The 13,141-nt window shown below is 51.9% G+C and carries 11 protein-coding genes; 8 read left to right on the plus strand and 3 right to left on the minus strand.

Annotated elements, in window-relative coordinates:
- Positions 1-89 precede the first annotated feature (89 nt).
- Positions 90-1,142 carry a phage recombination protein Bet gene (gene bet / locus EBB_RS17615; protein WP_192395083.1) on the minus strand — a complete coding sequence of 351 codons (1,053 nt, stop codon included), beginning with the start codon at positions 1,140-1,142 and terminating at the stop codon, positions 90-92.
- A 145-nt stretch (positions 1,143-1,287) separates the two neighbouring features.
- Positions 1,288-1,728 carry a single-stranded DNA-binding protein gene (ssb, locus tag EBB_RS17620; protein WP_192395084.1) on the minus strand — a complete coding sequence of 147 codons (441 nt, stop codon included), beginning with the start codon at positions 1,726-1,728 and terminating at the stop codon, positions 1,288-1,290.
- A gap of 438 nt (positions 1,729-2,166) precedes the next feature.
- Between ssb and EBB_RS17625 the strand changes: the two genes are divergently transcribed.
- A complete protein-coding gene (locus EBB_RS17625; protein WP_192395085.1) occupies positions 2,167-2,841 on the plus strand; it encodes a hypothetical protein in 675 nt (224 codons plus the stop codon).
- Positions 2,842-3,055: 214 nt separating this feature from the next.
- Complete coding sequence (tnpA, locus tag EBB_RS17630; RefSeq protein ID WP_192395086.1) at positions 3,056-3,487, plus strand: IS200/IS605 family transposase; 432 nt, start codon at positions 3,056-3,058, stop codon at positions 3,485-3,487.
- Positions 3,488-3,802: 315 nt separating this feature from the next.
- On the opposite strand, the gene EBB_RS17635 is transcribed toward tnpA, so the two are convergent.
- Complete coding sequence (locus EBB_RS17635; protein ID WP_192395087.1) at positions 3,803-4,672, minus strand: BrxR family helix-turn-helix transcriptional regulator; 870 nt, start codon at positions 4,670-4,672, stop codon at positions 3,803-3,805.
- Between the two features lie 170 nt (positions 4,673-4,842).
- On the opposite strand from EBB_RS17635, the gene cas3 reads away from it, so the two are divergent.
- The 6 genes from cas3 to cas6e all read left to right on the plus strand — a co-directional run bounded on the left by cas3 (position 4,843) and on the right by cas6e (position 12,756).
- A complete protein-coding gene (gene cas3, locus EBB_RS17640) occupies positions 4,843-7,554 on the plus strand; it encodes a CRISPR-associated helicase Cas3' (RefSeq protein WP_223146862.1) in 2,712 nt (903 codons plus the stop codon).
- Between the two features lie 300 nt (positions 7,555-7,854).
- Positions 7,855-9,429 carry a type I-E CRISPR-associated protein Cse1/CasA gene (gene casA, locus EBB_RS17645; protein WP_192395089.1) on the plus strand — a complete coding sequence of 525 codons (1,575 nt, stop codon included), beginning with the start codon at positions 7,855-7,857 and terminating at the stop codon, positions 9,427-9,429.
- Positions 9,430-9,993 (plus strand): type I-E CRISPR-associated protein Cse2/CasB, encoded by a 564-nt coding sequence (gene casB / locus EBB_RS17650; RefSeq protein WP_192395090.1) that lies wholly within the window; start codon positions 9,430-9,432, stop codon positions 9,991-9,993. It begins immediately after the preceding gene.
- A gap of 16 nt (positions 9,994-10,009) precedes the next feature.
- On the plus strand, positions 10,010-11,077 hold the full coding sequence (gene cas7e, locus EBB_RS17655; RefSeq protein ID WP_192395091.1) for a type I-E CRISPR-associated protein Cas7/Cse4/CasC: 1,068 nt from the start codon (positions 10,010-10,012) through the stop codon (positions 11,075-11,077).
- A gap of 9 nt (positions 11,078-11,086) precedes the next feature.
- Positions 11,087-11,869, plus strand: coding sequence for a type I-E CRISPR-associated protein Cas5/CasD (gene cas5e / locus EBB_RS17660; RefSeq protein WP_192395092.1), 783 nt, complete (start codon positions 11,087-11,089; stop codon positions 11,867-11,869).
- Positions 11,869-12,756 carry a type I-E CRISPR-associated protein Cas6/Cse3/CasE gene (cas6e, locus tag EBB_RS17665; RefSeq protein ID WP_192395093.1) on the plus strand — a complete coding sequence of 296 codons (888 nt, stop codon included), beginning with the start codon at positions 11,869-11,871 and terminating at the stop codon, positions 12,754-12,756. Before cas5e ends, cas6e begins: the two co-directional genes overlap by 1 nt.
- The last annotated feature ends 385 nt before the right edge of the window (positions 12,757-13,141 follow it).

Genomic DNA, 13,141 nt, shown 5'->3' on the forward strand with positions numbered 1-13,141 from the left:
GACATGCACCCCAGGGGCGATGCAAGACGCCCGTAGGGTTTAAAATGACCAGCGATTTGCTGGCAGTTAAAAGTTAAAACAACAACCGATTAGCGATGCGTCCCGAGCGTTTCCCGTGCTTGGGTGAGCGCTTCAGAAGCAGGATCGGACATCGGCGGCATGGCCGTGCTGTCAATCGGATGCTGGGCATCTGTAGACGTTGCCACGGCCGCTGTCGAGGCTTTGTCCAATTCCGCAATGGCAAAGGTCAAATCCAGTCCGACAAACTTGTTGTTGGCATAGTCGTAAGCCGCTTTCCAGGCTCCAGCCAACGCGGTACGTCGGACCAGTTCACTGACCGCTTTTTGCACCTTGGGTGAAATCATTGATAGATCAATCACCCTTGGTGGTTCGACCGTGCCAACGATCGCATCATCGCTAAACGCTGCTTCGTCAACGCGACTGGCTGTGCCATTAATCACACTGCCATCATGGATCTCGTCGATGCTTTTGCCATCCATTTCCTCTGCGGCATAGCCACATTCCTCAGGAAAGGCCGCACGCAGTGAAGCCGCTTTACCGCATTTGGCCAACTGACCTTTCGGCCGTTTGATCCACATGGCGGTGGGCACTTGTGAGTTTTTACCACCGGCGGTGCTATAGGCTTCTTGCCAATACACTTCTTCGGTGAAGGCACAGCGCTTGCCGCTGACAATCCGGTACACGGTTACCGCAACCCATTCGGGAAATGTCACGGTGACACTGGATTCCTGCCATTGGTCGTTGTCGTCCTTGTAGCGTCCGGTAAAGGTTTTGGTGATATCGGGCCCCCATACGGGGCGATCCATACCGGCCCAAACCCCGGTGCGCGAGGCGGTGGTCTGGATTTCCATAATGGACGGCCAGACGGTTTCGACATTACGCCCCAAAGCAGCACTCCACATCGGCACCACATGCACCGGCTTTTTGAAAATATCCAGCTTGCGGGCTTTGCAGTAATCCAGAGCCATTAGGATGGCTTCCGGGGTTTTAGCTGTGGGGAAAGTCACTTCGGTAAGCACTTTCCAGGACTGCTCGGAAAGGCCATAGACCTGGTTTGCGTCAATCGGCATCAGCAGATTGCGGGTTTTGGGTGGGTAATTGGTACGGGATTGATTGCTCATTGCGTGTCTCCTTAAAAAGTGAGGACGCAATGCCCCAGCCGGGGAATGACGTCCCCATGGGGTAAAAAACACCGAGATAGCAACGCTATTCGGCAAATTGTGATCAGATCAAGCCGGTTGGCCGGAAGTCACTCAATGCTGTTGATCAGAAAAACGGAATATCATCAAAATCCTCATCCATACCGGCCGTATCAGGCGCAGAGGATGATGAAGATGACTGAGACGTGCCATTGGTGCCAGACGTATCGCTTGCACGATCCAGCATTTGCAGTTCATGAGCCACGACTTCCGTGCGGTAGCGTTTTTCGCCGTTTTTATCCCATTGCTGGGTGCGAAGCGTGCCTTCCACATAAATCTGACTACCTTTCTTTAAATATTCACCGGCGGTGTCGGCCAGTTTTTTGAAAAAAACCACCCGATGCCATTCGGTGCGTTCTTGTTTGGCGTTTTTTGCGTCTTTCCAGATTTCGCTGGTCGCCAAACGCACCGCAACTACTTTGCCGCCGTTATTGGGCAGATACCGAATATCCGGATCGGCTCCAAGACGACCCAATAAAATGACTTTGTTCACACCACGGTTTGCCATGATCAAATCCTCCAATCGACCGCGCCCGACAGTTAAGAAATAAGCCCATCTGCGCGGTGATGGGAATCGTCCTTGAGGCATCATCCCGGTTGGGAAAATACATTCCCGGACAGGGTAAAAACAAAAACACATCAGGCTTGACGCACCTGACACGACGATGAAAATCATCGCCGCCGCCTAATAACGGAACGCCGGCTAATGCCGGATTCAGCCGTCTTGAAAGACAACATGAAGAGTTGGGTGGAGTTGCTAACCGGAATCGGCCTTACTGAAAAATCTGAACAGGCTAGGCCGGCCAACAACTGTCGGTGGCATTGAAGCAGAAAACATTTGGGTGGACCTTGCAGCTAATGTCGTATTCGTCATTAGCTGCAAAGGGCATTAAAAAATCTTGGCTTACTATCGGGCGCTATTTCTTATCGTGAACCAGGAACGCAAATGGCTGAAACTTCCGCACCGAATAAACCCGCCCGAACTGCGATTAGTCGTCCGGTGTTTGAACGAACTTTCAAAATTAACAGCGAGCAAGCCATTCGGGTCATACGCAATAGTTATGAGCGTTTGATTCGGTCTTTGTATGCCATTGATGTGATTTTACGGATCGTCGGCCAGGAACAAGCCGTCGATGAAATTGAAGCCATTGTCAGCATGATGATTACCGAATGCGCCGAACAACTTCAGCAAGAAAAAGCCCGGCTGGAGAAATTGAAAACCGATAACGGGATTGCTGAAATACCCACCTACACCCATCCTAGCGAATTTGTCGCTCGGATTGCCTCGCCGCAAATCGCCCAGTTTGTAGAGCTGATTCGGCTTCTCGATCAGTTGATGATGGTCATGGATAGCTTGTGGCTATGCCAGGTCATCGACAATAAGCATTGCGTAGATGCCCGATACCATTGGCAGCAACGGTTACAGCGTTTGGCTAATCGAATTGTTACCATCGAACGGCAGGCGCATCGGGAGGCGTATGCGCAAGGGCATGGTGAAGAGTTACGGTTGGCACGGCAAGAATCTGGGCTTCAGGATGAGCCGGATACTGTTACCGAGGACGAGTCAGTGATTGATGAACCCGATTCATTGCAAACCACCGGAAGTGGCGGGTCAATATGACTACTAATCTGGATAAACTGTTCTAGTTATGATGGGATTATCCGATCATAAGGTTTGGAGTAGGTTCTAAAGCGGGTTGGTTTGCAATATGTCTTAACCAAAAATGAGAAATCCCCCGGCTCTGCCGGGGAGACAGCAGGAGTTTGACATTTAGAGGAGTCCATCAGGAAACTCGGTAGCGTGAGCCGCCAAGCAAACGCAAGAGGAGAACCAGATGGACGAGAACGAGAGCATAAGTCACTCGAAATGGGGGTGCAAATATCATGTGGTGTTTATACCGAAATGCCGCCGTCGAACCTTGTATAAGGCGTTGCGAAAGCATTTAGGTGAAGTGTTTCTGCGCTTAGCTAGTCAGAGAGAAAGCCGAATATTGGAAGGCCATTTGATGCCGGATTATGTGCATATGCTGATATTGATCCCGCCGAAATATGCGGTGTCGCAGGTGATTGGATACATCAAAGGGAAGAGTGCGATTCACTTGGCCCGTGTTTATGGTGAAAAGAAGCGGAATTTTGTTGGTCAACATTTTTGGGCGCGGGGGTATTTTGTTTCGACAGTGGGCCGGGACGAAACGATGATACGGGAGTATATCCGTCATCAAGAACAGGAAGACCAACGAATCGAACAAATGAACCTTTGGCAATGAGTCGCCGCCTATTGGCGGCTAAAGTTAAAGGGCCGCGTTAGCGACCCTATTTACCGCTTTGAGCGGTTCACAACATAAAGCCCCCGGCTTTGCCGGGGGATATTTACTAATGCTAACTAAGATAAGGCTTACCAAATGATGACGGGAGCAGAGTTTGTTAAAAGCAACTTGGCGAACATTGGTTACAGACAAGGCGGTAATACGCAATCTGGCAGAGTTTGGGGAAAATTGGATCACGCCATAATGGGCTGCAACTTGGACTAGTCGGTTGAGAAGTGATCAACATACTAATGGCTGGGTGACGAAGCTCACTACTTAGTTAAAATCAATAAAGGCTCCCAATTCGTTACGATTGAGCAAAACGATTTGTTGAGTGATGGCTTCGCGTTTTAAATCGTCGTTGCCAATACGAAGTGCCAACAAAAAATACGGCAATAGTGCCGCTCTGACTTGCGTCGAAATGCATCCGTTTATCATCCCATAATCGCGTTCGACTGCTTGCTTCTGGGATGTACTTAGGCCAGGATGTGGACCTATATTAACAGTCAGTAATGTTTCCCAAGCCGTATCAACAGGGCTGGGCGAATCCGGTTTACCTTTTGACGTGGCCACACAAATTCTCGCCAGCACGAAATCGCGATACTCGCCATGGGTCAGGCTAAAAGCCCGCATATGCCAACGCAAACCATCGAATACTAAAGTTTTGGGTTGCACCAGGCGCGCAGCCAGCTCGGGCCTGGTCATGGATTGATATTCGATTTCAAGAAGTAAACCGAAACGCGCCGCCTGTAAAATCGGTCTTAAAACGGCAATATCGATTAGGCGCATCGGGGCTGAGACAACCTCAACAGCGGGTAAGTTACTGATTAAAGTGAGTATCGATGCTGACGAGTTCTGTGTTGCCTGCAGCACATGCAAACACTCATGCGGGTGACCAGTGATCAAGAGCGGAACAAATTGGTCGGTAATCAGATAGCGCTTCAATGAGCGGTCGTAACGTAGATTGTCCGGCCGTAGCGATATGTAAAGTGCGATGTCTTTGGTAGCCTGCACCCGACTAATGGCAAAGGTTTCCGTCAAAAAGTTGGTTACCAACTCTCCTGTCCAGAAAACGGTGGCTTCCAGCAACGTCAAGCGCTGGCGCACGTCCCACTTGAGTAATAAATCCTGCTCGTTATCAGTCATGATTATATGCAAACTTTATTTGCATGCCAATTTAGTTATGAGGTACAGTTTACCGCAACTATTAACTGGTAAATCGGTTACTTTCGGATGAAGGCTAACAAACGACTACACTATTTGGCGGCGGATAATGTCCGCAAGATATGGATTTTCAAACAAACCAAGGATTGAGCGTGACAGCATCCTATTTCCAATACTGGGGTAAAGCCAAACCGGAAACCGAAACCGGGCCGGCTTCCCATTTACTGCCTTACCATTGTTTGGATGTGGCGGCGGTTGGGTGGAGTTGGTTGGCGCCAGAAACACCGGTTTGTAAACAACTGGCTGTAAAGCTACAAGTCGAGCCGAATTGGCTTCAACGTTGGTTTACGTTTTGTCTGGCGTTGCACGATTTGGGCAAGTTTGCTCGGGCTTTTCAAGGTTTGCGAACGAATTTGTCCGGCGATTTGGTAAAACCGAATCCGAGAATGACTTACTCGGAACGTCACGATAGTCTGGGGTTCGCGCTTTGGCGCGACTTTTTGCAAGAAAAATTGGCGCAAAATTTTCCGCCAGAGCACGCTGCTTGGATCAACAAAATCGATTCCTGGCTGGAAATCGTTACCGGCCACCATGGCATGCCACCGAAATTGGATAGTTTTCGGCTTCGCAATTTCTTCGAGGCCAACGACGAACTAGCTGCGTTGGCCTTCGTTCAAGACATGATCGATTGCTTACTGAGTGGTTTTGAGTTCCATTCGTTAACAGATAAAAACTTAAGCAAGCGCCTGAAGCCCATGTCCTGGCAATTGGCTGGCATCGCGGTAATAGCCGACTGGCTCGGTTCGAATCAGGAGTATTTCGGCTATTGCGACCAGCCGATGAAGCTTGCTGGTTATTGGGAAAACATCGCATTGGTAAAGGCTGAACAAGCATTAGCCAATTTGCCGAAGTCGCCCGTTGCCGGACAATTCGATTCAGTGCAAACCCTGTTCCCTTTCATTCAACAACCAACTCCTCTACAACGATATGCCGTCGAAGAGCCGTTTACCGATCAACCGCAGCTCTTCATCCTCGAAGACGTCACCGGTGCCGGAAAAACCGAAGCGGCGCTGATTTTGACTCAACGCTTGATTGCAAAAGGTTTGGCTGACGGTCTGTACATCGGCTTGCCAACCATGGCGACCGCCAACGCTATGTACCAGCGTTTGGGCAAGGTTTACCGCAGTTTTTATCAAACCGGCGAACAGCCATCTCTGGTCCTGGCGCACGGTGCCCGTGAATTGTCGCAAGCGTTTCGCGATTCTGTGGTACTGGCCGAACAAGCCAATATCGATGTCGATTATCAAAGCGGTCGGCTCGAAGAAGATCAGGAGCTGAGCGCCACCGCTTACTGCAACGCCTGGCTGGCGGACAGCCGCAAAAAAGCCTTGCTGGCCGATGTCGGCGTCGGCACGCTCGACCAAGCTTTATTGGCGGTATTGCCGGCGCGCCATCAGTCCTTGCGGCTGTTGGGCTTGGGCCGCAAAGTGCTATTGGTGGACGAGGTTCACGCTTACGACAGCTATATGCAAAAGCTGCTGGCGACGTTATTGGAAGCCCATGCCCGCCAGGGCGGCAGTGCGATTTTGCTATCGGCCACCTTGCCGCAAACTATGCGCGAAAATCTGACCGTATCTTTTCATAGAGGACTCGGATTGGAAGGTCCGAGTTTGGCCTATCCGGCAGCGTACCCGTTGGCGACGCACGCCCCGGCACCAGCGCTGGAAACGCCCATCGATACCCGAACCGAAGTCAAACGCACGGTTCATGTTCAGCGGTTGGATAGTGAAGACCAAATCATCGCCAAAATTCGGCAAAGCATCGAGCAAGGCCACTGCGTCTGCTGGATACGTAATACTGTCAAATCCGCATGCCAGACTTATCAAACCCTGCTGAGCAGCGGCTTTTCTGCCAACCTTGTGGCACTGTTCCATAGCCGTTTTGCAATGATAGACCGGCAAGCCATCGAAAACCGCACCTTGCAGACCTTTGGTGAACCATCAGGGCATGATACCCGCAAAGGTCAAATTCTGATTGCTACTCAAGTCGTCGAGCAATCTTTGGATTTGGACTTCGACGTGTTGATTAGCGACTTGGCACCTATCGATTTGTTGATTCAACGCGCCGGCCGCTTGCGTCGCCATATCCGCGATGCGCTAGGCAGCCGCTTGCGAGAACAAGGCTCGGAAGATGGCCGCGGCGAGCCAGTGTTTTATCTGTATGCACCGATGCCGTCGGACGATGCAAATGTAGCTTGGCTGAAACCGGATCACGCCGGCACCCAAGCGGTTTATCCGCATATCGGCCAACTTTGGTTGTCGGTGCGATTGTTGGAGGATAAAGGCGGCTTCGCGATGCCGGATGACGCACGGGAATTGATCGAAGGTGTCTATTCCGAGGAAGCGCAGGCTCGGATACCGCTTGCATTGCAAGAAGCGTCGTTCGATGCGGAAGGCAAAACCATGGTTCAGCGGAGCATGGCCGATTTGAACGGTTTGAAGCTGGAGAAAGGTTATACCCGGAAAAGCGGCGATTGGGATGAGGAAACCCGAATCCCGACACGTCTTAGCGAAGAGGACAGTGTTGCGGTGGCATTGGCATTGTTGGTTGACGGTCAGCTTAAACCTTACGCCGATGTCGATCGTTATGCTTGGGCATTGAGCACGATTAAGTTGCCGGAACGTGAATGGAAAAAAGTCAGTCGGCAAATACCGGATGATTTGAAACCGCAGATTGAAGCTTTGAAAAACGAACAAAAAGCCTTGCGCTGGCTGGAGGTTTTGCCTTTGATCGAGGGGCAAAGCCCGTATTCGGCCAAGCTTGGATTTGTTGGGGAAGTCCCCGCTAGTGCGGGGAACGTATGATATTGCTTCATCAAGACAAAGATAGAAGCGGTTCATCCCCATCGATATGGGGAATGACGGAGATTTTAATTGATTTCAAGCAATCTGTAAATTAGATAAAGAAAGAAGCTTTGATTTCTATTTTTTCCAGGTTATCATCTCGCCGTCAATTACGAGATGAGGGGCTGCTATGGATCAAATTAAGGGCTTTGTAAGTGTCGTCAATTCGTTTTCGCCTGCGCCATCAGCTGTAATTTTCTTGGCTCTGGTGCTGGCAATAATCGTGGCACTAAAGATGTGATTGAATTCACAGGAGATAACATGAATCTTGTTACCGAGAAATGGATACCGGTTATTCGCCAAAACGGCCAAAACGATTGGATTGCGCCCTGGCAAATCGGTGAGATCGAAAACCCGGTGATCGAAATCAATGCGCCGAGGCCGGATTTTCAGGGGGCGTTGTATCAGTTCCTGATTGGTTTGTTGCAAACCGGGTTTGTACCCGAAGACGAGGAGCAATGGCTGGAGCATTGGGAAGAGGCACCTGACGCCACAAATTTGCAAGGTCGTTTTTCATCTCTCTCGCCAGCGTTCGAACTGACCAGCGATAACGGCCCGGTATTTTTGCAGGATTTGGCACTGCCGGACGGTGAAGTCAAGCCTATCGCGGCGTTGCTGATCGAAGCGCCCGGCGGTAAAACGCTGAAAGACAATCTCGACCACTTCATCAAACGCGGTTCGGCGAACCAGCTATGTCCAAGTTGTGCAGCCATCGCATTATTTACCTTGCAGACCAATGCGCCATCCGGAGGCGTCGGGCATCGGGTCGGATTGCGCGGTGGCGGGCCGTTGACGACCTTGGTCATCCCCAAAGCTACCCAAACCACGTTGTGGCAAAAACTTTGGTTGAATGTGTTCAATCAGGAAGATCTGCAACCGTTAGATAAGCTGGAAAACGCCGTTATGCCATGGTTAGGCAAAACCCGCACTTCCGAAAAAGGCCAAATCACCACGCCGGCTGATGTTCATCCACTACATGCTTATTGGGGCATGCCGCGCAGGATTCGTTTGAGCGAAACTTCCGAGCCCGGCGCCTGTGATTTATGCGGATGCGATGCCGAATCGCTATTCCGCGAATATCGCACCAAAAACTATGGCACCAATTACGACGGCGCCTGGCAGCATCCGCTAACACCCTACCGCCATGACATTAAAAAGGTTAATCCGCCGTTGTCGTTGAAAGGCCAGCAAGGTGGCTTGGGTTATAGGCATTGGTTGGGGATGGCCTTACAGGACGATAGCAACGGCGATAAAGCTGCACAAATTGTCCGGCATTACAGCCAGGAGCGAGGCCGCATGCTGGCGGATCGAGGTGGAGCGGCGTTGTGGTGCTTCGGTTACGACATGGACAACATGAAGGCGCGTTGCTGGTACGAAGCGAGGTTTCCGGTGTTTTATCTGTCCGCGCAACAGCAACACAACCTTGTCGGCTGGGCTGGCGAATTGATCGATGCGGCACGGGAAACCGTGAAGATTTTGCGTGGCGAAGTCAAAGCCGCCTGGTTCCGCCGTCCGGAAGATGCAAAAGGCGACATGAGCCAAATCGACTCGCAATTTTGGCAAGCCAGCGAAGCCGAGTTTTTCCGCCTCTTGGAACGCTTGGCGGTCTTCTCGGACGGCGGCGATATGGCCCCAGCTGACATTTACGCCGATTGGTTTGCAGCGTTGAGATCGCAAATGACCGAGGTTTTTGAAGTCGCAACTTTAAGCGCTAACCCGGAAGACCTCGATTTAAAACGGATTATCAATGCCCGGAAATCCATGTTGGGCCGTTTTCACGGCAACAAAATCATCAAGCAATTAAAAACCCATGCCAAAACGGAGGAGGCTGCCTAAATGAGCGAGAACTATTTTTTAACGCCTGAGGAATTACCGGCTTTGCTGGCTTGGCATCGCTGGTTGAACGGCGACGATGGCGACCGGGGCGGCAATCGTGGCGCCCGCGCCCGTTTGCGCCGCGCCGAAGCGCCGGAAGACATTTTGTTAACCGACGCCTTTTTTCATTTCTTGCGGCAAATGCCGGACGGCTTTCCGCAAAAAGTGTCGGACGATCAGCGCTTGCCGGTCGCGGCGACGATTGCCGGTTTGCTGGCGCATGTCGAAACTAACGACGTTAACGCTCGCTTCGCAACCCAATTGGGCACGGCGAAAGATAAAGCGAAGCCGCCGATGAGCGAACTGCGCTTTCAGCAATTGCAAAAAAGCCCAACCGTCGAAGATTTCTACCGGCGCATGCTGCGTGCGATTCGTTTGCTGGGCAAAACCGCCAATGTCGTATCGCTCGTCAACGACATTATTCATTGGCACAAGGAGTTCAATCAGCCGCTTGGCCGCTATCCCAAAGACCGCCTTGCCATACGCTGGGCCACCGACTATTTCACCGCCTTACCCAAAAATTAATTTCAAGGAGAGACACATGAGCCGTTTCATTCAATTGCATTTGTTGACCGCTTACCCGCCCGCCAACCTGAACCGCGATGATCAAGGCAGCCCGAAAACCGCGAAGATGGGCGGCTACGACCGCTTGCGGGTATCGTCGCAATGCCTGAAGCGAACTTGGCGCACCTCGGACTTGTTCCAGGCGGCGGTTGGCAGCCATTTGGGTACGCGCACCAAATTGCTCGGTTTGGAGATCTACAACAAATTGCTGGAAGGCGGGGTTAAAGAAAAAGACGCCAAGGAATGCACCAAGGCTATCGCCGGCGTATTCGGCGCCTTGAAAAAAGCCGACAAAAACGATCCGCTGGCCGAATTGGAAATCGAGCAGTTGGTGCACGTCAGCCCGGCGGAACGGGCGGCATTGGATACGTTGACCGCAAAACTGATTGCCGAACCGCGAGCGCCGGAAAAAGAGGAATTGAATTTGCTGCGCGTTAGAGAGCAGGCGGTAGACATCGCCTTGTTCGGTCGCATGTTGGCGTCCAGCCCGGCCTACAACATCGAAGCCTCCTGCCAAGTGGCGCACGCTATTAGCGTGCATCCGGTGGTGATCGAAGACGATTATTTCACCGCCGTCGATGATTTGAACAATGGACAGGACGACATGGGCGCCGCCCACATTGGCGAAACCCGTTTCGCCGCCGGTTTGTTTTATGCCTACATCTGTATCAACCGCGAGTTGCTGATTAAAAACCTGGACGGCAATACCGAGCTTGCCAATCAAGCTATTCGTGCCTTGACCGAAGCCGCCGTCAAAGTCGCGCCGGAAGGCAAGCAAAACAGCTTTGCGTCCAGGGCTTATGCATCCTTCGTATTGGCGGAAAAAGGTGACCAGCAGCCGCGTACCTTGTCGGTGGCTTATTTGAAACCCATCGGCCGGGAAGCTGAGGATTATGCCGTTCAGGCCATTGCCGCGTTGAAAGAGCAGAACAGCAGTTTTGACGAAGTTTACGGCGCTTGCGCGGATACTCGTTATGAACTGAATGCCTTGCCGTCGCAACGCCAAGGCAAGCTGGCCGAATTGCTCGATTTCGTCGGCCAATAGGAGCCGATCATGGACTTATTGTTATTCCGTTTATATGGGCCGTTGGCGAGCTGGGGCGAAATCGCCGTCGGAGAGAGCCGCCATAGCGCCAATTATCCAAGCAAGTCGGCGATTTTGGGTTTGGTCGGCGCGGCTTTAGGCATAGAGCGTAACGACGAAGAGCAACAAGCCGGCTTGCAGAATGGTTACCAAGTGGCCGTCGAAGTGTTCAGTACCGGCCAATTGTTGCGCGATTACCATACTGCGCAAGTGCCGGATTCGACCGGCAAGTTCGTTTACCGCACCCGCCGCGATGAGCTGATATTGGGTAAGGAGCGTTTAGGCACCATTTTGTCCAGCCGCGAATACCGTAGCGACGCCTTGGCCGTCGTGGCTTTGCGCGCCTTGGCGGATGCACCGTTCAGCCTGATGCAGATCGAGGAAAACTTGCGCAAGCCGTTGTTTCATTTGTATCTGGGCCGCAAGTCTTGTCCGCTGGCCGCACCATTGAATCCGCAATTGTTGACGGAGCAAGCCGATTTGTTGACGGCGTTCAAAGCCTATTTACATAAACCGTTATTGCCGCGCAAGCAGGTGGATGGCGCAGCGGGTCAGCCGGTTCAGCAAGACGCCTATTGGCTGAATGCCGGTGGTGAGCGGCATTATTACTGGGAAGGCGAGCCACAAGACTTTGCCAAAGACAGCGATTTACAACGCCGGCAAACCCGCATTCGTCACGATCAACCCTTGTCACGCAAACGCTGGCAGTTCGCGCCACGGCAGGAACATTATTTTTATCAGGGAGGCGAGTGATGTATTTTTCCAGGGTCAGGATACGGCCGGATATTTACAAATCGTCGCAGTTGGCGAGGGTGTTGGAAGGCAATGTTTACGGTTGCCATCAATTGTTATGGGATTTGTTTCCTGAACAGGACAAACGGACTTTTCTCTACCGCGAAGAAATTGCCCGCGAACAGATTGGTCCGTCGCCGGCGGTACGCGGAGAGCCCTTGTATTACGTCGTTTCGCAAAATAAGCCTATTGAGCTTGAAGGGTCGTTGTTCAAGGTCGAGAGTAAAGAATACGACCCACGATTGGCGAACGGCCTATGCATGCAATTCGATTGCCGAGTCAACCCAGTGGTCAGTCGGCAAGGCAAAAAGCATGATGTGGTCATGGATGCGCAATTGCAGTTTTTGGCGTTGTTGATCAAATCGCATGGGTTGGATGGTGCTTTGCCCGCCAAAATAGACAAAGGTATCTACAAAAGACTGTTACTGGACAATGGCGGGGCAGGGCTGGAGGCGGAACTGTCTCAATTATTGGCTGAGGATAGTCGTTACGCCGAACGTTTGGGGCAAATCTCCGGCTTGGCTGATAAGTTGGAATGGGCGATCAAAGCCCGCGTCGATCAGGCACTGACTAGTTGGATGATCAAGCAAGGCGAGCGTTGCGGATTTACGTTACTGAGCAGCGATGACGGTTTACCCAAGTTGCAAAACAGCACTTACGCATGGCACGGCTTGCAGCAAAAGACCGCCAAAAAAGGCGAAAAATCAGGCTTCAGCTCAGTCGATTTCACCGGCGAACTGCAAATCACCGACGCCGAAAAATTCCGCCAAACTCTGTTTACCGGTCTGGGCCGGGCCAAAGCCTTCGGTTGCGGCTTGTTGATGGTAAGACGATTGGGCAATCGCTAGGCGGTGTCTGTGCATTCGGCCGCTTTGTGGGTGATTACCAAGGCTTTGTCGGTGTGCACAAGCGTTTCGGAGGTGCCGACGCGTGTTCTGTGGCTGCCCGCAAACGGTCTGTGCGTGCGTCCAGACCTTCCGGGCGTGCCGCCAAACGTTTCGGTCGTGCATCCGAGCCTGCCGTGCGTACGATAGAATGCTTCCTAGGTGCGCTTGAACCTTCTGTGGTTGCCCAGAAGGCTTCGGAAGTATCGCTGTTTCTGGATCGATTTTGCTCGTACCGCGAATAAGAAATGAACTGAAACCGGCGATAGGCGCTTTTTGCCGGCGGGGTATGCGATTTTGGATGGCCAACGCAACCAGCAAACCCCAGCCTAGCGATTGATTGGCGCCG

The organism is Methylomonas fluvii, from assembly GCF_014850975.1.
GTDB classification, from domain to species: domain Bacteria; phylum Pseudomonadota; class Gammaproteobacteria; order Methylococcales; family Methylomonadaceae; genus Methylomonas; species Methylomonas fluvii.